This window comes from Thalassospira sp. ABD4_177, from assembly GCF_056160125.1.
On sequence record NZ_JBSWWO010000006.1, the window covers coordinates 1 to 22,596 of the forward strand.

The 22,596-nt window shown below is 55.5% G+C and carries 17 protein-coding genes and 1 other RNA gene; 7 read left to right on the top strand and 11 right to left on the bottom strand.

Annotated features, from left to right (window positions below; translation table 11 throughout):
- Window positions 1–4: 4 nt before the first annotated feature.
- Entirely contained in the window at window positions 5–904 is a 900-nt protein-coding gene (locus tag ACXAF0_RS18800) for a tyrosine-type recombinase/integrase (protein ID WP_475347359.1), read from the bottom strand.
- A 174-nt stretch (window positions 905–1,078) separates the two neighbouring features.
- Between ACXAF0_RS18800 and ACXAF0_RS18805 the strand changes: the two genes are divergently transcribed.
- Both ACXAF0_RS18805 and ACXAF0_RS18810 read left to right on the top strand, forming a co-directional pair.
- The gene (locus ACXAF0_RS18805; RefSeq protein WP_475347360.1) at window positions 1,079–1,555 is read left to right on the top strand and encodes an N-acetyltransferase family protein; all 477 of its coding nucleotides are present in this window, start codon (window positions 1,079–1,081) and stop codon (window positions 1,553–1,555) included.
- Between the two features lie 231 nt (window positions 1,556–1,786).
- The gene (locus ACXAF0_RS18810; RefSeq protein ID WP_475347361.1) at window positions 1,787–2,044 is read left to right on the top strand and encodes a YjhX family toxin; all 258 of its coding nucleotides are present in this window, start codon (window positions 1,787–1,789) and stop codon (window positions 2,042–2,044) included.
- A gap of 63 nt (window positions 2,045–2,107) precedes the next feature.
- Here ACXAF0_RS18810 and ACXAF0_RS18815 read toward each other — a convergent pair whose 3' ends face one another.
- The 8 genes from ACXAF0_RS18815 to ACXAF0_RS18850 form a co-directional block, all read right to left on the bottom strand.
- Window positions 2,108–3,784 carry an FMN-binding glutamate synthase family protein gene (locus ACXAF0_RS18815; RefSeq protein WP_475347362.1) on the bottom strand — a complete coding sequence of 559 codons (1,677 nt, stop codon included), beginning with the start codon at window positions 3,782–3,784 and terminating at the stop codon, window positions 2,108–2,110.
- Window positions 3,785–4,094: 310 nt separating this feature from the next.
- Window positions 4,095–7,736, bottom strand: coding sequence for a hydantoinase B/oxoprolinase family protein (locus tag ACXAF0_RS18820; protein WP_475347363.1), 3,642 nt, complete (start codon window positions 7,734–7,736; stop codon window positions 4,095–4,097).
- Window positions 7,737–7,804: 68 nt separating this feature from the next.
- Window positions 7,805–9,106 carry a TRAP transporter large permease gene (locus ACXAF0_RS18825; protein ID WP_475347364.1) on the bottom strand — a complete coding sequence of 434 codons (1,302 nt, stop codon included), beginning with the start codon at window positions 9,104–9,106 and terminating at the stop codon, window positions 7,805–7,807.
- A gap of 9 nt (window positions 9,107–9,115) precedes the next feature.
- A complete protein-coding gene (locus ACXAF0_RS18830) occupies window positions 9,116–9,628 on the bottom strand; it encodes a TRAP transporter small permease (RefSeq protein ID WP_475347365.1) in 513 nt (170 codons plus the stop codon).
- A gap of 140 nt (window positions 9,629–9,768) precedes the next feature.
- On the bottom strand, window positions 9,769–10,743 hold the full coding sequence (locus ACXAF0_RS18835; protein WP_475347366.1) for a TRAP transporter substrate-binding protein: 975 nt from the start codon (window positions 10,741–10,743) through the stop codon (window positions 9,769–9,771).
- Window positions 10,744–11,027: 284 nt separating this feature from the next.
- Entirely contained in the window at window positions 11,028–11,537 is a 510-nt protein-coding gene (locus ACXAF0_RS18840) for a winged helix DNA-binding protein (RefSeq protein ID WP_475347367.1), read from the bottom strand.
- 138 nt (window positions 11,538–11,675) lie between these two features.
- Entirely contained in the window at window positions 11,676–13,637 is a 1,962-nt protein-coding gene (locus tag ACXAF0_RS18845) for a methyl-accepting chemotaxis protein (protein WP_475347368.1), read from the bottom strand.
- 349 nt (window positions 13,638–13,986) lie between these two features.
- Complete coding sequence (locus tag ACXAF0_RS18850; protein WP_475347369.1) at window positions 13,987–15,984, bottom strand: methyl-accepting chemotaxis protein; 1,998 nt, start codon at window positions 15,982–15,984, stop codon at window positions 13,987–13,989.
- Between the two features lie 250 nt (window positions 15,985–16,234).
- On the opposite strand from ACXAF0_RS18850, the gene ACXAF0_RS18855 reads away from it, so the two are divergent.
- The 5 genes from ACXAF0_RS18855 to rnpB all read left to right on the top strand — a co-directional run bounded on the left by ACXAF0_RS18855 (window position 16,235) and on the right by rnpB (window position 21,207).
- A complete protein-coding gene (locus ACXAF0_RS18855; protein ID WP_475347370.1) occupies window positions 16,235–16,972 on the top strand; it encodes a TerB family tellurite resistance protein in 738 nt (245 codons plus the stop codon).
- Between the two features lie 136 nt (window positions 16,973–17,108).
- Window positions 17,109–18,932, top strand: coding sequence for an ATP-binding cassette domain-containing protein (locus ACXAF0_RS18860; RefSeq protein ID WP_475347371.1), 1,824 nt, complete (start codon window positions 17,109–17,111; stop codon window positions 18,930–18,932).
- 188 nt (window positions 18,933–19,120) lie between these two features.
- Window positions 19,121–19,993: a DMT family transporter gene (locus ACXAF0_RS18865; RefSeq protein WP_475347372.1), complete on the top strand. Its 873-nt coding sequence runs from the start codon at window positions 19,121–19,123 to the stop codon at window positions 19,991–19,993.
- Window positions 19,994–19,998: 5 nt separating this feature from the next.
- Entirely contained in the window at window positions 19,999–20,751 is a 753-nt protein-coding gene (locus tag ACXAF0_RS18870; protein ID WP_475347373.1) for an N-acetylmuramoyl-L-alanine amidase, read from the top strand.
- A gap of 60 nt (window positions 20,752–20,811) precedes the next feature.
- An RNA gene (gene rnpB, locus ACXAF0_RS18875) (RNase P RNA component class A) lies at window positions 20,812–21,207 on the top strand.
- Between the two features lie 79 nt (window positions 21,208–21,286).
- Here the strand turns inward: rnpB and ACXAF0_RS18880 are convergent.
- Together ACXAF0_RS18880 and ACXAF0_RS18885 are read right to left on the bottom strand one after the other, a co-directional pair.
- Complete coding sequence (locus ACXAF0_RS18880; RefSeq protein ID WP_475347374.1) at window positions 21,287–21,907, bottom strand: pyridoxamine 5'-phosphate oxidase family protein; 621 nt, start codon at window positions 21,905–21,907, stop codon at window positions 21,287–21,289.
- A gap of 69 nt (window positions 21,908–21,976) precedes the next feature.
- Window positions 21,977–22,525 (bottom strand): cysteine hydrolase family protein, encoded by a 549-nt coding sequence (locus tag ACXAF0_RS18885; protein ID WP_475347375.1) that lies wholly within the window; start codon window positions 22,523–22,525, stop codon window positions 21,977–21,979.
- Window positions 22,526–22,596: the final 71 nt, after the last annotated feature.

The following is a 22,596-nucleotide window of genomic DNA, read 5'->3' on the forward strand; positions in this document are numbered from 1 at the left end:
AGATCTAAATTCTTCTGGGGTTGGCTGCAGACATCGCATGTTTAAGCTGCTGATCTGACACATGCGTATAAATTTCAGTGGTTGAAATGCTTGCATGTCCCAGCAGTTTCTGAACGAACCGAATATCAACACCACGTTCAAGCAAGCGTGTTGCAGCAGTATGGCGGAACATATGCGGGGTGATCTTCCGGCTTAGCTCAAGTTCGTCGACGAACTGATGAAGTTTTTTCCGGATATATTCTGGCGTGGTGGAAGTTCCCGCTGGTGAAAACAGTAACTTGTTGACCAAGATGTTATGTTGACGCCGTAAATTCAGATAGCTTTCGAGCTGCTGCAGCAAGTCGCTATCTACAACAAACACACTTCTCTCTCGATTACCTTTGCCGCGTATGCGAATAATTCCGCCAGAAAGATCAATATCTTCAATTCGAATATTGCAAAGCTCGCCCACACGCACGCCAGTTGCCAGCAATAGCTCCAAGGCTAACGCAAAGGTTGCGAGCTCAACTTCATCATGTTTTCCGCTGCGAAGATTACTTTCTTCAAAAATAGCACGTAATTCATCCACTGTGAGATTCCGCGGAAGCCGTCGCGGCAACCGTACCAAGCCATGCAGTTTATGAAACGGGTTATTTTCCAGTCGGCCCTCATCTTCCAGCCAACGAAACATTGCCCGTAAGCAGGCAATCCGACGCTTGATGCTTGCGGCCGAGAGCTTGCGCAACCGCATATCCTCTAACCAAGCAAGAACAGCGGCCTTCTCAAACAGGTTATCGACTATCTCCCGCTCTGACCAAGATCGAAAATCCTTGAGGTCTTGGCGGTAGGCGCGCTGCGTTCTCTCTGAAAGCTCCTTAAGCCGACAATGAGCAAGATACTCTTTTATAACTATTTGTAGTTCCATAACATTCTCCCAATCTCCAAGACCGTGGAAAATGCAACAGAATGTTTAACAATCCTCGACCAGCGCCCTCACTCTGTGCCGATTGCGAGGGTGAATTAACCTCCCGGTATTCTTTTTGGGGGAAACTGAACCCAAAGGGCCTACCCTTAAGAAAAATGACTTAGAGTGCCTGATATGCAAATACGCCAAGGTAACGCTGACGATCTGTCAGACGTGCGTGCGCTTTCCGAACGCGCGACAGAAGCCTACTGTCTTGTTGAAGAACTGGACGAGACAACCACTTCACTTGCGCGCAACCTGACCGATGCGGCCCTCGATGCGTTCTCCGCCGGTATTGGCTCAGACAATCATTCTGTCTATGTCGCGGCCCATGATGATGTGCTTCTGGGCTATGTCATTGCCATCCACGATGCCCCTGAAATCCGCTGGATCGTTGTTGATCCGACAGCACAAGGCAGTGGCGCGGGCAAGGCGTTGATGATTGCAGCCCTTGATGCGCTGGCCGAACGCGGAGTTCGCAGCAATGTGCGCCTGACCGTCCCGGTGACCAATGAACGCGCCAAGGCGTTTTACCGCAAATTCGGCTTCATGGTGACCGGCCCGGTCAATGACCATCAGGTTCCCATGCTGGAAATGCAGCGCGCGGCTTGACAAATGCGCGTAATCGGACAACTTTGCGTCCGAACCTTAATCGGAGATTTCATGTCAGAGTCCCGGCACAGCCGCTGATCGCGGTTTGACAGCCCAGAGTCTTTCAAAGCCAGACCGCTGATCAGCAGATCGGACCGCCTGCCCGACCTTAAATCGGGTGCGCGTGACCGGTACTGTTGTGCCCGTCCCGATCGGAAACCGTTTTACCAACTGGTTTTCGGACTTTGACCGATGAATATTTCAAAAAATGAACAGCGCGTGCTGCATGCACTCGCACAAGGCGGCCTGATCAAAGTGATCAAGGACGACAAAAACCATGTTCTTGAAGCCGATTACATCACCCGCGACGGATGGTTTCTGACCGCATGTACGCTTGATGTCTTCAAGAAATTGCGCAAACGCCGCCTGATCCGCTCACAAGGGGGTGCACCCTACCGCATCACCCGTGACGGGTTGCTGGCAGTACGCGCAGAACTGTGTCAACGCTAACAGCAAAGCCCGGCTGCATTGGCAGCCGGGCTTTGTCCGCTTTATCCGAATTGGCCGTTGCTGCTATTGCGCGGCCTTCTCTCCCGCAATCGCCTTTGCCCGCTTGTAGGGCCCGACCGGGATTTCCTTGGGTGCGAAGGTTTCCGGGGATGCGCGTTCCCAACGTGAATGCCATTCATGCAGTTCCGGCGTTTCGGTCTCTGCAAGAAGGAAGCCTTCGGGAAGGTACGGATAGGCTTCGTTGCCATCGACGAATTCGTTGTCTTTCTGGCGCACCATGAAGTGATAGGGCATAAAGTTGCGCGGGTCGGTCAGACCGGCTGCGCCGGTGATTTCGGCCAGGGCATGCATGGTGTTGCTGTGGAAGCGCGCGACACGTTCGCTTTTATCGCCCGGATCAAGGGCGCGTTGGCGGATTTTATCCTGTGTCGCGATCCCGACCGGGCAGCAGTTGGTATGGCAGCTTTGCGCCTGAATACAGCCGAGCGCAAACATGAAACCACGGGCCGCATTCACCCAGTCCGCCCCAAGCGCCAGTGTCCGGGCGATATCGAAGGCCGAGACGATCTTGCCGGCCGCCCCGATCTTGATCTGATCGCGCAAACCGGCCCCGCGCAGCGCATTATGGACGAATGTCAGGCCTTCTTGCATCGGCATGCCGACATGGTTGGCAAACTCGACCGGGGCGGCACCGGTGCCGCCTTCCTTGCCATCGACCACGACAAAGTCCGGGGTGATGCCGGTCTTAAGCATCGCCTTGATGATCGACATGAATTCGCGACGATGGCCAATGCACAGCTTGAACCCGACCGGTTTGCCACCGGAAAGATCCCGCAAGCGACCGATGAATTCCATCAGGCCAACCGGGGTCGAAAACACGCTATGGGCGGCGGGCGAGACACAATCCTGTCCCATCGGAATACCGCGGGCCTCGGCGATTTCCGGGGTGATTTTGGCTGCGGGCAACATGCCGCCATGGCCCGGTTTCGCGCCCTGGCTGAGTTTAACCTCGATCATTTTGACCTGCGGGTCAGCGGCCGTTTGCGCAAACTTTTCCTCGGAAAATGTGCCGTCTTCGTTGCGGGCACCGAAATAGCCAGACGCCACCTGATAAATCAGATCCCCGCCACCTTCGCGGTGATAGCGTGAAATGCTGCCTTCGCCGGTATCATGGGCAAAACCGCCCTTTTTGGCCCCCTTGTTCAGTGCCAGGATCGCATTGCCCGACAGCGCGCCAAAGCTCATGGCCGAAATGTTATAGAGGCTGCAATCATAGGGCTGCTTGCAATTCGGTCCCCCGACACGCACCCGAAAGTTGGTATCGGTGATGTGCTTGGGCGCGACAGAATGCGTGATCCATGAATAGCCGGATTTATAGACTTCCTCGATCGTGCCGAACGGGCGTTTGTCCTCCACGCCCTTGGCGCGCTGATAGACAAGACCGCGTGCCTGACGGCTGAACGGGATTTCGTCCTGATCACTTTCAAGCAGGTATTGGCGGATTTCCGGACGGAAGCTTTCGAGGATGAAGCGGATATGCGCGCTTATGGGATAGTTGCGCAGGATCGAGTGCTTGTTCTGATAGAGGTCATGAAGACCGACCAGCACCAGCAATCCGAATATGATGGCGGGCACCCAGAACCAGCGATCAACGGCAAGGCCCAAAATCACAGAGGCCAATGCCAAAACCACAACAGCGGTGATCACAAAATAGCGCTGGTTCAATATGAAGAATTTCACGGTGCTCTCTTCCTGTCCTGTTCAGGCCAATCTGATCCGCCGAAACACCGCCTGTGCGGGCAGGCATCTGGTATTTCGCATCCAAGATAGCAGCAACATCCATGATCATCGTTGATTTGACCACGGGCCTCAATGGCAATGTCGTTGATTTTTAATGAATCCCCATCCTGAGTGCATGTAGGGACGATGTTGCCAACATCAAGAAAAAGCCGCCTTGCAACAGGGAGCAAGGCGGCTTTGGGGACCGGAAACATCAGGTGTTTAAGGGGGGAACACATTCCCGGCCCGGGACATCTGGTTGGGTAGGCGATCAGGCCTTGCCGTAACCGCCACCGCCCGGGGTTTCGATGACAAAGACATCGCCTGGATGCATTTCCGCACCATCGGTGCCCTTGAGCTCGATCACGGTACCGTCGATACGTTCGATGGCATTGCGGCCAAGCTGACCGGGTTCCCCACCCTGGCATGCCTGAACCGGCACACGACGGTGGTTGGACAGGATCGATGCGGTCATGTCTTCAAGGAAACGCACACGACGGATCGCACCATCGCCGCCTTTGTGGTTGCCAGCACCACCGGAACCCTTACGGATTTCAAAGCTTTCAAGCAGGACCGGGAAGCGCCATTCAAGGACTTCCGGATCGGTCAGGCGCGAGTTGGTCATGTGCGAATGAACAGCTGCCGTACCATCGAAGTCGGGACCGGCACCGGTACCGCCACAGATGGTTTCGTAATACTGGTGCGTATCATTGCCCCAGGTGAAGTTGTTCATCGTACCCTGACCACCCGAAAGCACACCAAGGGCGGCATAAAGCGTATCGGTCACATGCATGCTGGTTTCAACGTTACCAGCAACAACGGCAGCCGGATAACGCGGATTGAGCATCGATCCTTCGGGCACGATCAGGTTGACCGGCTTCAGGCACCCGGCATTGAGCGGAATGTCATCATCAACAAGGGTTCTGAAGACATACAGCACAGCCGCACGGGTTACCGCAGACGGGGCGTTGAAGTTGTTATCAAGCTGATCGGACGTGCCGGTGAAATCGACCGTTGCCGAACGGGTTGCCTTATCAATGGTGACCTTGACGCGGACGACCGCACCATTGTCCATCTCATAGGCGTATTCACCGTCTTTCAGCACATCGATCACACGACGCACGCTTTCTTCGGCGTTGTCCTGAACGTGCTGCATATAGGCATGCACCACATCAAGACCGAAATGGTCGACCATCTTGCGCAGTTCCTGCACACCCTTTTCGTTGGCCGCGATCTGCGCACGCAGATCAGCGATGTTCTGATAGGGGTTACGGGCAGGATATTTCGCACCTTCGAGAAGGTCAGTCAGACCTTTTTCGTCAAACGCCCCCTGATCAACCAGTTTGAAGTTGTTGATCAGAACGCCTTCTTCTTCAAGAACACGCGAATTCGGCGCCATGGAGCCCGGGGTAATGCCACCAACATCGGCATGGTGACCACGCGATGCGACATAGAACAACACTTCCTTGCCATCATCCCCAAAGACCGGCGTGATCAGGGTGATGTCCGGCAGGTGCGTGCCGCCGTTATACGGGTCATTGAGCATGTAAACATCGCCCGGCTTCATTTTCCCGGCGTTGTTATTGATCACGGCCTGAACCGACTCACCCATCGAACCAAGGTGGACAGGCATGTGCGGGGCGTTGGCGATCAGAAGACCTTCCTGATCGAATACAGCACATGAGAAGTCCAGACGTTCCTTGATGTTGACCGAGTATGAGGTGTTGGCGAGCGTTACACCCATCTGTTCGGCAATGTTCATGAACAGGTTGTTGAACACTTCCAGCATCACCGGATCGGCCTGGGTTCCGATCGCCTCGGTCCGTTTCATCGGCACAACACGATTGAGGATCAGGTGATCAAGACCATTGACCTTGGCTTCCCAGCCCGGATCAATCACGGTGGTGCCGACCGGCTCCACGATCACGGCTGGACCACGAACGGTCGCACCCGGTTTCAGGTTTTCACGCTTGTAGAACGGGGTCTGTTCGGTTTTGCCGTCAAACACAACCGGACGGGTTGCCAGCGGTTTGAGCATAACTTCTGCGCCGTCCAGCTCGGCAGTTGCAGCCGGCAGGCTTTGGGTTTCGCCAATGGCTTCGACCGCGACGGCTTCAACAACCAGCGGCTTCTCGCTCATGACAAAGCCGTAACGCTGTTTGTGCTGCTCTTCGAACTGGGCCTTGATGGCATCGACATCGCCGAAATCAACGATCAGCGGGGTGTCGGTACCGTCATAGCGCAGGTGCAGACGTTTCAGCAGGCGAATCTTGTCATCGCCAATGCCCTGCTCTTTGAGTTCCGCCAGGGCGTCAACCGCCAGAACATCAAGCTGCTTATCAAGATCAGCAAGCCCACTGGCGGCAAGTTGACCTTCGACCGCCTGTTCACGCATCGCACGGATGTCGGCCAAGCCCATGCCATAGGCCGACAGAACACCGGCGAACGGATGGACAAAGACCTTGGTCATGCCAAGCGTGTCGGCAACCTGACAGGCATGCTGACCACCGGCACCGCCGAAGCACTGCAGGATATAGTCGCTGACATCATAGCCGCGCTGTACCGAGATCTGCTTGATCGCGTTTGCCATGTTTTCAACGGCGATGCGCAGGAAGCCTTCGGCGACTTCTTCGGGTGTGCGGATCTGGCCGGTGTTCTTTTCGATATCGGCCGCCATGTCCTCGAAGCCCTTGCGGACGGCTTCGGCATTGAGCGGTTCGTCGCCTTCGGGACCAAAGACATGCGGGAAGAAGTCCGGCTGAACCTTGCCCAGCATGACGTTGATATCGGTCACCGCCAGCGGACCGCCACGGCGATAGGCCGCCGGGCCCGGGTTTGCACCGGCACTGTCCGGACCCACGCGGAAACGCGCCCCGTCAAAATGCAGGATCGACCCGCCACCGGCCGCAACCGTGTGGATTTTCATCATCGGCGCCCGCATGCGCACACCGGCAACCTGGGTTTCGAAATCGCGTTCGTATTCGCCGTCATAGTGCGAAACGTCGGTCGAAGTACCGCCCATATCAAAACCGATGACCTGTTTATAGCCATCCATTTCAGCGGTCCGCACCATACCGACAACGCCGCCCGCCGGACCGGACAGGATTGCGTCCTTGCCCTGGAACTTGGCGGCATCCGTCAGACCACCATTGGACTGCATGAACATCAGTTTCACGCCGCCCAACTCACCGGCAACCTGTTCGACATAGCGACGCAGGATCGGCGACAGATAGGCATCGACAACAGTGGTGTCGCCACGCGAAACCAGCTTCATCAGCGGGCTGACCTGGTGGCTCGTCGACACCTGGGTAAAGCCGATGTCACGTGCAACCTTTTCGGCCGCCAGCTCATGGGCCGTATAGCGATAACCATGCATGAAGACGATGGCACAGGCGCGAATGCCACTGTCGTACACCTTTTGAAGGTCCGTGCGCAGCGCATCAAGGTCCATAGCTTCGAGCTCGTTACCCTGTGCGTTAAAGCGGCCCTCAGTCTCGATCACGGTTTCATAAAGCGTTTCGGGCAGAATGATGTTGCGATCAAACAGACGCGGGCGGTTCTGATAGGCCAGACGCAGCGCATCGCGGAACCCCTTGGTGGTGACCAGAACAGTACGGTCGCCTTTACGCTCCAGCAGGGCGTTGGTTGCGACCGTGGTGCCCATTTTTACGGCTTCGATCTTTTCGGCCGGGATCTTTTCCCCGTCGGCAACCTCAAGCAGCTCGCGGATGCCCTGAATGGCGGCGTCCTTATAGCGTTCGGGGTTTTCCGACAGCAGCTTGTGGGTGACAAGCGCACCATTGGGTTTGCGGGCAACGATATCGGTAAAGGTGCCGCCGCGATCAATCCAGAACTGCCATTTCGGCTGTCCGGTCGTCTGCGAGGTGGGCGAATTTTGGTCGAGCGGTGCCATGATGCGCACTCCTTAAGGCATCTGTAGTCAGAAAATTCGAATATTTAAGTCAGTTCAGTCGATCGCCGTTAGCCACTCATTTGCGTTGGCAGCCAGGTCACGATCCCCGGGAAGACGGTGATCATCAGGGCGGCAAACAACAGCAAGAAGAAAAATGGCAAGGCAGCAACTGCAATCTTGAACAGGTTCTTGCCTGTCAGGCCTTGCAGCACGAAAAGGTTAAAGCCGACCGGTGGCGTGATCTGTGACATTTCGACCACCAGCACCACATAGATGCCAAACCACAGAAGGTCGATGCCCGCGGCCTGCACCATCGGCAGGATCACCGAGGTGGTCAGAACCACCACCGAAATCCCGTCAAGGAAACAGCCAAGGACGATAAAGAACACGGTCAGTGCCGCCAGCAGCGCATAGGGTGAAAGCTCCATCTGCGCGATCCAGGCCGCCAGTTCACGCGGAACACCGGTAAAGCCCATGGCAACTGTCAGGACCGCCGCCCCTGCAAGGATAAAGCAGATCATGCAGGATGTGCGGGTGGCCCCCATGATACCATCAAGCAGGCTTTCCTTGGAAAGCGAACCGCTAAGGGCAGAAAGGATCAGCGCACCAACCACACCAAATGCCGCGGCCTCGGTCGGGGTGGCAACCCCGCCATAGATCGAGCCAATCACAGCCGCAATCAGAAGGATGACCGGGATCAGACGACCCGATGCACGGATTTTCTCGGCAAAGGGAATGCTGGGCTCGGCGGCCGGCATCTTGTCCTTGTTGATCGTGGCCCAGATGCCAACGAAGCTCATGAACATGACGATCAGCATAGCACCGGGAATGACGCCGGCGATGAAAAGACGGGCGATGGAAAGCTCGGCCGAGACACCATAAACAATCAGGATGATCGATGGCGGGATCAAAAGACCCAGCGTACCGGAACCGGCAAGCGTGCCAAGGATCAGGCTGTCCGCATAGCCCTGTTTACGAAGTTCGGGGATCGACATGCGCCCGATTGTCGCAGCCGTTGCTGCCGACGAACCAGAGACCGCAGCAAAGATACCGCATCCCAGAATGTTCACATGCAGCAACCGGCCGGGAAGCTTGTTCAGCCATGGGGCAAGCCCGGTGAACATGTCTTCCGAAAGGCGGGACCGAAACAGGATTTCACCCATCCAGATAAACAGCGGCAACGGTGCCAACGACCAGGTCGCCAGGCTTGACCATGCCGTGGTGGCGATGATCGGACCGGTCTGACCACTGGTGAAAACATCAATGGCAAAAACGCCAATGGCAAAAAGTGCAAGTGCAACCCACAGACCAGCGCCCAGAAATAGGAACAGCAGGCCCATCAGGATTAAACCGATTTGAAGTACGTCCATGACCGCCCCCTACTCGTTCAGTTCGTTTGCTTCGCCGCTGACGAAAGCGGGTTCACGGCCAGCCAGAAGATCAACAAATGCTTCAAGCAGGGCGATGGTAAAGACGACAAGTCCGAACGCCATGGCGGTTTGCGGGATCCACAGCGGGAAGGCCAGAACGCCCGGCGACGTATCGCCATACGAAAAGCTTTCCTGGGCCAGAACGGCCATCCACCAGGCAAAGTAACCGGCAAGATAGATCGCAGCCACAAGGGTGACCGCCTCAACAACGCGCTTCACACGGCCTTTAAGGTGCGAAAGAACGATCATGACCCGGATATGGGTACCTGCACGCAGTGCCGGACCAAGGGCGAGGAACGTACCAGCCGCAAGCGAGAACCCGGCCAGTTCATTGGCGTCGTGAACCGCGATCCCGACAAGGCGTCCCAAGGACTGTGCCAGGATCAGCAGCGCGATGATGACCAGGAATGCGGCCGCCAACACGGCACTGAATTTGAATAAATAATCTAGCAGTCTGCGCACAGCAGTCCCCCTTTCCGCCAACGATTATCCCCAAAGCGATTTATCGCACGAACGGACAGTAACATTAAAATGTGCGGATTGTCCGGGACCGAACGGAGGACGACAACCGCCCGGTCCCGGCAACAGGCAAGAACCGGTTATCAGTTCTTGAACGCGTCGATGATGGCCTGGCCTTCATCGCCGGTTTTTTCCAGCCAACCAGCGACCATTTTGTCACCAGCTTCTGCCAGACCGTCTTTGAGTTCTGCACTCGGTGCAGCAACGTTCATGCCGTTTTCAGCCAGGATTTCTTTCTTGGCTTCGGCTTCTGCCATGCTCATTTCCCAACCGCGGGTCTCTGCTTTGGCAGCAGCGTCAAGAACAGCAGCCTGAACGTCAGCCGACAGGCCGTCGAATGCGGCTTCGCTTACGACAACCATGTTTTTCGGAAGCCATGCCTGAACGTCATAGAAGTTCGAAACAAAATCCCATGCCTTGGAGTTCGCACCGGTCGACGGCGAGGTGATCATCGCTTCGACAATACCGGTGGCAAAGGCGGTCGGGATTTCCGGAACTTCAACCTGGGTCGCAACCATGCCGGTCAGCGACGCCAGTTCGGACGTGGTGGCGTTATAGGCACGGAATTTAACACCTTCGAGGTCGGCAACGGTGCTGACTTCGTTTGCGGTGTAAAGACCCTGTGCCGGCCACGGAACAGCGTACAGAACTTTAAGGCCGTCTTCGGCCAGGGCTTCTTCGATGCCCGGGCGCGAAACTTCCCAAAGTTTCTTGGCATCTTCATAAGAGGTCGCCAGGAACGGGATCGCGTCAACGGTGTAGATCGGGTTTTCGTTGGCGAGCAGCGAAATCAGGGTTTCGCCGATCGGGATCAGGCCGCGCTGGACCGAACGTTTGATGTCAGCATGCTTGAACAGCGAACCACCGGAATGAACGGTGATGTTCAGTTCGCCGCCGGATGCTTCGTTCACGTCCTTGGCAAATTCAATGATGTTCTGGGTGTGGAACGTCGCGTCCGGATACGGCGTTGCCATGTCCCAGGTTTCTTCAGCCGATGCAAAACCGGCCGACATGGTGATTGCCGCAACTGCGACAGTTGAAAGTGCTTTTTTCAACATTATTCAAGTCTCCCTGTGTGTGATGCAAGCCGATACACGGTTTGGTGTATCGAGACTCCAAAGTAGCCTCCCGACACATTGATCACATTTTGCCGATAAATTGTCAATGTTGTTTCATAACTACCATGCAAAAACTGCAACCCGGAAAGCGCCCTGCGAAATTTCAGATCTGCGTCAATCCATTGTCACGCAATAGAAAACGGGCGACAGTCCGTCTGAACTGCCGCCCGTAAATTTTTTAGGATCAGAACAAGGAAAAGGTGCAATTCCCCACCGAGACGAGGTCAGATCGAGCTCGCCGCTCTGGATGCCTGATCATAAACGCCGGAAATTGCCCGCAGGGTTTTCGCGACATCTCCAACTTCCTCTGCATTCACGCCCAGACGCTGGAAGGTTTCAACAAGGCAGTCTTCGCGGACCTGGCGATATTTCTCGCACATGTCGCGGCCTTCGGCGGTTGTTGCGTAATGCACTTCCTTGCCGCGCTTGACCCCGTCGACCAGACCAAGCTTGCGAAGCTTTTTAAGGGAATAGTTCACAAGGTGGCTGTCTTCGACATTCAGCACAAAACAGACTTCAGACAGGCTTTTTTCCCGTTCACGCGAATTGACGTTGTGCAGAACCAGAATATCAAGCACCGAGACATCGGGCATGCCAGCCGCCCGCATACAGCGCACCATCCAGCGGTTGAACGCGTTGCCCGACAGGATCAGGGCGAATTCAAGTTCCGACAGCTCGGCGGCGCGTTCCGAGACAAGATGTGACGAGGAGACAATGCGTGTTTTATCAGCCATCCGACGTTCCCTGTTGTCCGATATGACGGGGTGTTACAGCTATTTAGAGTGAGATCGCTGCAAGTTTGTCGGCATTTTATCGCGATAAAGGCGACAGGGTAAAGCCCCTGCCGCCTTATACTTATCGACAATTCGCTGTTAAAGTGTGCGCATCCGTTCCAGGAAGCCATCAATCTGGGATCGAAGATCACCACTTTGCTGACCAAGATTGTTGGCCGATGCATTGACGTCGCCCGCGGCCTGATTGGTTTCGTTCACCGCCGCAGACACCCCTTGCATCGCGGCCGATATTTCCTCGGTCCCGGAAGCCGCCTGTTCGACATTTTGCGATATCTCGGCTGTGGCAACGGTTTGCTCTTCGACCGCAGCCGCAACGGCAGAGGCCCGTTCGCTGATGTCTGAGATCATTTTGACAATCTCGTCGATGGCATCGACCGCAAGGCTTGTGGCCTGCTGGATATCGTTGATCTGGGTTGTGATATCCTCGGTCGCCTTGCCGGTCTGATTGGCAAGGTTTTTCACCTCGCTTGCCACCACCGCAAACCCTTTGCCGGCATCCCCGGCACGGGCAGCCTCGATGGTTGCATTGAGTGCCAGAAGGTTGGTCTGTTCGGCAATATCGCTGATCAGGCTGATGACTTCGCCAATCTTGATTGCGGAATCATTCAGCCCCTGAATATTGTCATTGGTATTGCGCGCCCGTTCGGTTGCGGACTGCGCCATACTTGACGTTTCCGTAACCTGGCCGGAAATCTCGCTGATCGAGGCCGAAAGTTCGGTTGCTGCGGTTGCAACCAGTTGCACGTTCGAGGATGCCTCTTCTGCGCCAGATGAAACCGCCATCGATTGATTGGTCGCAGTTTCGGCACTGCTGCGCAGAACGTTGGACACCTGATGCAACTGTTCGACAGCTGTTCCGACATCTGCCATGACGGCAACAACCGCCTGATCAAACTCCGCAATATATTTTTCCTGCGTCTCCATGCGTTTGCGGCGTTTTTCGTCTTCGGCCTTCTGGGCCGCTTCAAGTTTGACGCGCTCGATCCCGTTTTCACGGAACACCAGAACGGCACGCCCCATCTCGCCGATTTCATCCGCACGGTTCACTTCGTTGATATTCACATCAAAGTCGTTGTCGGCCAGTCGGGTCATTTTGCCGGTCAGGCCCGAAATCGCCCGGACGATTGCCCGCGACAACAGGAACGAAAGTGCCAACAACGCAGCGATCCCGATCAGATAGATGACAACCGTCACCGTCAGGCTGGTTGCCGCAATCTGTTCTGCCCGCTGTTTTTCCAATGCGGCGATATCCCCGATCATTGCACTGATCTCATCAAGAACCGGTTCGGCCTCCGCATAATAGTCAGACAGGAAGCCCAACTCCGCCTCACGCTGGAGGATCTTTTCCGACAGTGCCTTGAAGTCGGTCACATAGGATTTCATCAGGTCGGTGATTTCCGCCTTTTGATCGGCCGGAATACTTGATGCGGCCAAGGCGGGCCCAAACTCGGAAAGGCGGTCATCAATCCGTCCGACATATTTGGGATCGAGACGGGCGAGAAAATCTTTCTCGTGCCGGCGCATCATCAGCATGATCACGGTCAGATTATCCGCACTGTATTTCTTGAGCGCCTCTTCGACATTATGTACCGACCCGCGCAGGCGCCCCAAAAGCCCTTCTTCCTCGTTCAGGCCAATATCGCGTTGCAACCCGACGACCGTTGCAAACTTCTCTGTGTAGTTGGCAAAGGACGTTTCGATCTGAACCAGCTGATCATCAAAGGCACTCAGGCTTGGTGCTTCTGAAAGCCGTCCAAGGCCGGCGACCACGTCGACAACAACGTCGCCATGTTCGGCGACATATTTCTCGTCCTTGCGCAGCAGGAAATCTTTTTCGCGCCGCCGCGCATTGAGGAAATCACGCGAAATCGCATCCGCAACAAGCTTGTTATCAAGTGCCCTGTCCGCCACAGACTGCGCCGCCTGGCGCTGCTGTTCGGCGACAAATTGCACGGCACCGACCACGACAAAGATCACAAGTGCCACCGCCCCGATCAGCGATATTTGATACAGAAGTTTCATTCGGGAAAGAAAGTTCAATCAAGCCCCCCAGGGGTTCGCCACGTTGATACCAAGCCGTTCGATGTCGCGCATCAGCGCAGATCAAAGTTCAAAACGAAATAAAGACACCCCGTGACCCCGGCCCTTCATGCGGCGGGGTAAAACTGTCGGTAGTGCGAGCCACCCACTCCCTGGATGGCCATCGCGTCCGGCATTGTGCAGTTGACAAGTCGCTTCGCTGTTCTTGTCTGGTGTCTGGTGTCTGGTGTCTGGTGTCTTGTTTTGCTTGTCAGAGTCAGATTTGTTTTCCGGCACAACAAAACAAGGGGAAAAATTACTCTTCCCCCTTGTTCCAATGCGAAATTGTAAACTGTGTTGCGCTTGACGCTTAAGAGATCGACCGCATCCGCGAGAGGAAACTGTCAATACGCTCACTCAGTCCATCGCTTTGACGGCCAAGATTGTCCGCTGATCCGCGCACATCGTTTGCCGCCTGACTGGTTTCGGCCACCGCCGATGAAACACCTTGCATGGCATTTGAAATCTCACTGGTGGCAGAAGCAGCCTGTTCGACATTTTCCGAGATTTCGCTGGTGGCAACGGTTTGCTGTTCAACGGCTGCTGCAACAGATGATGCCCGTTCGCTGATATCGGAAATCATCTGAACGATGCCATCGATTGCTTCGACCGCAGACTGCGTTGCCTGCTGGATATCATTGATCTGGGTCGAGATATCCTCGGTCGCCTTGGCCGTCTGATTGGCAAGGTTCTTGACCTCGCTTGCGACAACCGCGAAGCCCTTGCCGGCATCCCCGGCACGCGCGGCCTCGATGGTTGCGTTCAAGGCCAGCAAATTGGTTTGCTCAGCAATATCGCTGATCAGACTGATGACTTCGCCAATCCGGACGGCCGCGGCATTCAGCCCCTGAATATCGTCATTGGTTGTCTGGGCACGGTCACTGGCATTCATCGCCATTTTGGAGGTATCGCTGATCTGTCCGGCGATCTCGTGAATGGAAGCCGAAAGCTCGGTCGCGGCTGTTGCGACAAGTTGCACATTTGAAGATGCCTCTTCACTGCCCGCAGACAACGTTGTCGACTGTTCATTGGCCGTCGCCGCACTGTTGCGCAGAACTTCGGAAACCGAATGAAGCTGTTGAACGGCAGTCCCCACTTCGCTCATCATCGCGACGACATCATCGTCAAACTCGCGAATGTGCTGTTCCTGCTGTTCCATGCGCTGGCGTTGCTTTTCATCAAGTTCGCGCTGCTGGGCTTCAAGCTTTTGCCGCTCCAGCCCGTTTTCACGGAAGACAACCACAGACCGGCCCATTTCGCCGATTTCATCCTTGCGGTCTGCTTCATCGAGTTTGACGTCAAAGTCGTTTTTGGCCAACCGGGCCATCTTCGTTGTCAGGCCGGTAATCGCCCGGACAATTGCACGTGCCAGCACCGTCGACATCAGGATCATGATGATGGCACCGGCAATAAAGATGGCGAAGGTTACCTGAACACCGGTATGGGCGATTTCCTCTGCGCGGAGTTGCATGTTCTCCGCAACGGTTCGTACTTCATTGCCCAATGTTTCCAGAATGGGTTCGACCGCCGCATAATAACCACTGAGACGCTCAAGCGACGCTTCACGTTCCAGAACAGCATCAGCCAGCGTTTTGAAGTCCGCCAGATAGGACTCCATCAGCTTGCCAAGCTGCTCCTTCTTTTCATCCTGAATGCTGCCGGCCTGCTCAAGGGCGGTTGAAAACTGCTTGGCGGTTGCTTCAACGCTTTGGACATAGGCCGGGTCGAGGCGGGCGAGAAAATCCTTCTCGTCACGGCGCATTTGCAAAACAGCAATAGACAGATCCTTGGTACCACTCAGTCCCAGCATCGCTTCAAGCTTCGCCACTTCCCCCAAAGCGGTTTCGACTTCTGACGCGGCACTGCGCATTTCACCAAGCAACCCGGAATTTTCATCAAGGCCGACCTTGCTCTGCAGCTCAACGACTGTGGCAAACTCGGCGACATAGGCATCGACAGCAGTCTGTGCCTGACCAACCAGTTCAAGAAGCTCGCCCAACTCGTCACGACCGGCGAGTTCTTCCAGACCGGCGCGGATATTTGTTGCGGCCTCGCTATGCGCGGCAACGTATTCCATGCTGCGTCGAAGGACAAAATCCTTCTCGTGGCGTCGGGTATCAAGAAACGCTCGCGACACTGTGCCAACCGTTCGTGAATCTTCGCTGGCGGCCTTGGCAATCACCTGTGCGGACTGACGTTGTTGATCGGCAACAAATTGGGTAATGCCGACAATGGCGAAAATCACCAATGCGACGATGCTCAGCAGTGAAATCTGGTAAACCAGTTTCATTCGCGACAAGAAAGACATGTTTCCACCCCACATTCTCGATGTTGATTTTCTTCTTTTTTTCGTTATTTCAACATCATAAAACATTCTACCATCAGTAGATATATAAACACTAAAGTATAGACTAATTGTTAATTAGCACTACCTTTGACAATACCTCCCGTGAATTTGCCCATTTCTTTTCGCGACTTGCGCACTATGTTTGTGCCTTGAGTAGCGGGCCGACCTTTCCGCCCGTGCTACGTGACAACAAACAGGATGAAGATCACCCATGAGCATCTGGGGCAAAATTATTGGCGGAACCGCAGGTTTCGCCCTGGGCGGACCATTGGGTGCAATCCTCGGTGCAGCGGCCGGCCACGTGGTCGACAAGATCAAGGGCGGCATGCGCGGACCGCAGGTTGGCGGTCATGATCCGCGCCAGATTGCCTTTGCGACCGGCGTGATCGTGCTGGCAGCCAAAATGGCCAAGGCCGACGGCCATGTCAGCCGCGACGAAATCAACACCTTCAAACGGGTGTTTCACATTCCGCACGGCGAAGAAAAGAATGTCGGGCGCATCTTTGATATGGCCAGGTCATCTTCCGAGGGGTTCGAGGTTTACGCCCGCCAGATGGCCACCATGTTCCGTGGTGAACGCGCCATCCTTGAAGGCGTGCTTGAGGCCCTTTACCAGATCGCGATGGCCGACGGTGAACTGCATCCGGCAGAGCAGGATTACCTTAAAAAGGTCGCCCATATCTTTGGCTTTGCCGATGTCGATTTTGACCGGGTGCATCATGCCTTTACCGCATCGAACGGCCCAGATCCCTATGAACAGCTCGGCCTGACCCGTGATGCCAGCGATGATGACCTGAAATCAGCGCACCGTAAATTGTCGCGCGAAAACCATCCCGACACCCTGATCGCCAAGGGCATGCCGCCCGAATTCATCGAACAGGCCAATGACAAAATGGCACGGATCAATGCCGCCTGGGATCAGATCCGCAAGGAACGCAGCATTCGCTAATCAGCCAAACGGTACCAGACAGCCATCTGATTGCCCCCGCTCTGATATGATTTCCCTTGCAACAGCACCCGATTTGCTGTTTGCAGGGGGCCGGTCCTTGTGACCTTGTTTTGTTTTCAAACTTGTCGGTTTTTCCATGGCGCCACCGCTGATCAATATAAATGACATTCACCTGACCTTTGGCGGAAACGATCTGTTTTCCGATGTGTCATTTGCCATTGGCGATCGCGACCGCCTGTGTCTTGTCGGGCGCAATGGTGGCGGCAAATCGACATTGCTGAAAATCATCGCCGGTGAAATCGAACCAGACGGCGGCGAACGGTTTGTTCAGCCGGGCTGCAAGGTGGCCTATCTTAATCAGGAACCGAAATTCGACGGCTATGACACGGTCGAGGATTTCGTTCTCGATGCGCTTGATGACCATGAACAGGAATATGCCTATCGCGCCGACATGCTGCTGGCATCGGTCGATATCGACCCGAAATCCGATCCCAAACAGCTTTCCGGGGGTGAAGGCCGCCGCGCCGCCATTGCACGTGCGCTGATTGCCGACCCGCAGGTTCTGTTGCTTGATGAGCCGACCAACCATCTTGATCTGCCGACCATTGAATGGCTTGAAGGCGAGATCAAGAATTTCCGGGGTGCCGTCGTGGTGATCTCGCACGACCGTGCGTTCCTCAATGCCGTATCAAATGGTGTGCTGTGGCTTGATCGCGGCGTCATGCATCAGGGTGCGATCAACTTTTCCAAGTTCGAGGAATGGTCCGAGGAAATCTATCGCAAGGAAGCCGAGGAACGCGCCAAGCTCGATAAGCTGATCGCACAAGAAACCGTCTGGTCGGTACAGGGCATTTCCGCGCGCCGCAAACGTAACCAGGGCCGCCTGCGCAGACTTCATGACATGCGCGCGCAGCGTTCCCAACAGGTTGACCGGATTGGCAATGTGTCGCTTGCGGCCGATGCGGGTGAAACGTCGGGCAAGGTCGTGATCGAGGCCACCGACATCGCCAAGTCATTTGGCGACCGCCCGATCATATCGGACTTTTCGACCCGCATCATGCGCGGTGACAAGGTTGGCATTATCGGCCCGAATGGGGCCGGGAAAACCACGCTTTTGAAAATGCTGACCGGGCAGTTGGAACCCGACAGCGGCACGATCAAGATCGGCACCAACCTGAACCCGAGCTACTTTGATCAGAAGCGCGCCGCCCTTGATGACACCAAAACCCTTTGGGATACGCTCTGTGATGTGGGCGGTGATCAGGTCATGGTGCGTGGTAATCCCCGCCATGTAGTCAGCTATCTGCGCGACTTCCTGTTTGATGAAAAGCAGGCCAGAAGCCCGGTTGGCGCGCTTTCGGGCGGGGAACGCAACCGCCTGTTGCTGGCCAAACAGCTGGCCAAGCCGACCAACCTTCTGATCATGGATGAGCCGACCAACGATCTGGATATGGATACGCTCGACCTGCTGCAGGAAATGCTGAGCGACTATGAAGGCACGCTGCTTCTTGTCAGCCACGATCGTGATTTCCTCGATCGCGTGGTCACATCCTCCATCGTGATGGAAGGCGATGGTACGGCCATCGAATATGCCGGCGGTTATTCCGACTATATTGCCCAGCGCAAATTGTCGCGCGCTGAGGCCGCCAAGGAAGAAAAGGCCGCTGCCAAGCAGGTCAAGAAAACCGCACAGGCATCTGCGCCGAAGTCCAAACCAGCGGGCAAGCTGAGCTATAAGGATCAGCGCGAATATGACAACCTGCCAGGTGCCATGGCCAAGCTTGAAGGCGAAATCGCAACCCTTGAAGAGGCCCTATCGGATAGCAGCCTGTTCACCAAGGACCCGGACGGCTTCCAGAAAAAGGTCGACCGTCTGGATGCGGCGCGTGCAGAGCTTGAATCCTCCGAAGAACGCTGGCTTGAACTTGAAATGCTGCGTGAGGAACTTGGTCAGTCCTGACCGTATTCTTGTGCCCACGCGTGACAGTTGAGCCCTGAGTTGAGAACAACTCATTTGTGCTTTGGGGCAAAACATCGGATCAAGGGCCAAGGTCAGGATTTATAACCCGTCTAAAAATATCGACGGGATTGACCATCCGTCTGATATCCTTGGTGCAATTACCGCCCCTTTTACCGAAAGGCCCCGTCATGTCGATCAAAGCCTTGCTTATGGCCTTTTCCGTCGCCGTTATCTGGGGCGTGAACATGCTGACCGTCAAAGGCGCGGTTGGCGAAATCCCGCCTTTCATCCTGACGGCGATCCGCTTTGCGGCTGTGGCGATCCTGTTGATCCCGTTCACCAAAGTCCCTCACGGGCGTTTTGGCAAACTTGCCCTGATCTCCGTGACGTTTGGCGGCCTGCATTTCGGTGTTCTGTTTTATGCCCTTTCGATGATTGATGCCGGGCCGGTTGCCGTCATCATCCTTCTGGGCGTGCCATTTTCATCAATGCTTGCGACCTATTTCTTCAATGACCGGCTGGGCTGGAAACGACTATCGGGCATGGCGTTGGCCTTTATTGGCGTGACCGTGATGTTCTGGGATCCGACCATGACAGAGCTGCAATTGCCGCTGTTGCTTGTGGTGTTTGCATCCTTCATGTGGGCGGTTGCCAATGTCATGATCAAGAAGCTGGGCGATATCGACACCTTCCAGCTCAATGGCTGGATGGCATTGATGGCAGCCCCGCAGTTACTGGTCCTGTCGCTGATCTTTGAACCACACGCCTTTCAGGCGATTGCTGCTGCAAGCTGGGTGGCGTGGGCGAACCTGGCATTCACGGTGGTGATGTCGTCCATCGTTGCCTATGGTTTCTGGTATCACTTGCTGAAAACCCAGGATGTGAATGTCGTGGTGCCCTGGATGTTGCTTGCACCCGTGATCAGTGTCATCGGGTCGTTCCTTGTGTTTGACGAGACATTCTCGCTGCTTAAAATCATCGGCAGCATCATTGTCCTGTGCGGTGTGGCTGTGATCATGTTGCGCAAACCGGTTCAGCGCAAAGTACAGGGGATGGACTGATCCAAATGGGGGACAGCTTGGATAACAAAAGCTTACAGGGACGTATCATTTCCCATCCCTCCCCGAATTTCGGTGATCGCCCCGATGGTTGCCCGATTGATATCCTGATCCTGCATTATACCGGCATGCAATCGGGGCAGGCTGCCCTTGAGCGGCTGTGTGACCCGGCAAGCTCGGTCTCAAGCCATTACCTGATTGAGGAAGATGGCCGCATCCTTCAGCTGGTCGACGAGGACAAGCGCGCCTGGCATGCAGGCGTCGGCGTCTGGCAGGAATGCCGGGATGTGAATTCAAACTCCATCGGGATTGAAATCGTCAATCCGGGTCATGAGTTCGGCTATCGTCCTTTCCCGGATATCCAGATCGAAGCGGTTATCGACCTGACAAAAGATATCCTGACCCGCCATGACATCCCGGCGGGCCGCATCATCGGACATTCCGATATGGCCCCGGACCGCAAGGAAGACCCGGGGGAACTGTTCCCCTGGCAGCAGCTGGCCGAAAACGCCATTGGGCTCTGGCCCGGATATAATGGCGTTCCGGCCATCGCATCAAACGTGGTCGCCGCACCTTCAAACCCGGATGAGTTTCATGCCGTGCTTGATGCCATCGGCTATGGCCGGGCAGCCAGCGAAGAAGACAAAACCCAACGTACCATCGCCTTCCAGCGGCACTGGCGCCAGAACGACATTTCCGGCCAGGTTGACGGTGAATGCCTTGCCATTGCCAAGCTGTTGGCCAGTACGGTTGCCAGCTAGACCACCTAGCCATATCGCTTTTTCTTGACCTCCCCCGTGATGTGACCTACATCCCGACCACCAGATGGCCGGATGGCTGCCCTGAATGCGTGCAATCGGGGAGGAAAGTCCGGGCTCCACGGAAACACGGTGCCAGATAACGTCTGGCGGGGGCGACCCTAGGGAAAGTGCCACAGAGAGGATACCGCCGGATCGCGCAAGCCATCCGGTAAGGGTGAAAGGGTGCGGTAAGAGCGCACCGGTCCTTCAGCAATGCGGGACGCATGGTAAACCCCACCGGGAGCAAAACCTAATAGGAATGGTCGGCCGGATGCTTCGGCATTGTCGGCAGGTGGGTTTTCGCACCACCATTCGGGTTGGTTGCAGGAGGCGTTCGGCGACGGACGTCCCAGATGAATAGTCATCCAGTGCGGTTCGCCGCATGGACAGAACCCGGCTTACAGGCCATCTGGTTTTATCTTTTCCAGACAGATTTAAGGCGATGACAGCTTCCCGTCATCGCCCGAACAAAATGCCCGTAGTTGCAGGCAGAAGATCAGCCGCGCTCAGCAATCGATTGCGCGAAATACTTGTCGGCTTCTTCCTGTGTGCCTTCCGGAATATCCGTCGAGGTCTGATCCTTGATCATCTTGCCCAAGGTCGGCAGCGTCTTGCGTTCGATCCGGGTTTCCGGATCCCACAACTTGGAGCGCATCAGGGCCTTTGCGCAATGCAGGAAAGCTTCCTCGACCTTAATCTTGATGGCGGTAATCGGCGCCTTGGGCGTATCGGTAAACAGACCAAGCAGTTCCACATCGGTGCTGATTTCGGCCACACCATTGATGCGCAGCGTTTCATTCACGCCCGGCACAAAAAACAGCATCCCGATTTTCGGGTTATCGATGATGTTTGACAGGCTGTCCACCCGGTTATTGCCCGGACGATCGGGCATGACCAGAGTCTTGTCATCAATCACCTTGATGAAGCCCGGGCCATCACCGCGCGGGCTGACATCGGCATTACCATCCTGATCTGCCGACGAAATCACAGCAAAAGGTGCCAGGGAAATGAAGTGTTTGCAGTGCGGATCAAGTGCCGGCAAACACTTGGATACGGCAAGCCCAAGCGGCTCCCCATAGATGGCACGGAGCTTTTCCTGGGTATCGATTTTCGTCATGGCAGACTTACCTTTCGCGGGGATTGGAGGCAGAAACTGCTTTAGTTGCAAACGCAAGTCAATTGCCGATTACCCGGCAATGATTTCGTCCACTGTTTTGACCGCTGCGAACTCTCCATTCAGGCTGGCCAGTGCCACGTCATGCACCAGATCGGCCGGGAAAACCCGCCCATCTGGCAGGCTGCGATCAAAGGTCGCGCAGGCATCTGCGGCAATGGTGGCCTCAAACCCAAGATTGGCCGCCATGCGCGTGGTCGTATTCACACAATGATCCGTGGTGATGCCGCACAGAACCAGCTTTGAAATACCTTGTGCGCGCAAATCGGCCTCAAGCCTTGTTCCGATCAGGGCCGAATTGACATTCTTGCCATAGACCGGCTCGCCATTGCGGGGCTCAAGCCCCGGCTTGAAGGCATTTCCGGGGTGATCGGGATGCAGACGCGATTGCGGCTCAGTTGAGTCGTGCTTCGCATGGAAAACCGGCCACCCTTGCGCCCGCCAATGCGCCAACAGCTTTGCACCATTGGTTTCAGCATCAGGATTATTGCGATTTCCCCAGTAGTCGAGGTCATCAAATCCTTGCTGCCAATCAATCAGGATCAGGGCGGTCTGGCTCATTTTGGGGCTCCGAAATCAGGTAAATACGCTCGTTAATCTAGCAGCGCGAAGACTGTCTGAAAGGACAGAAG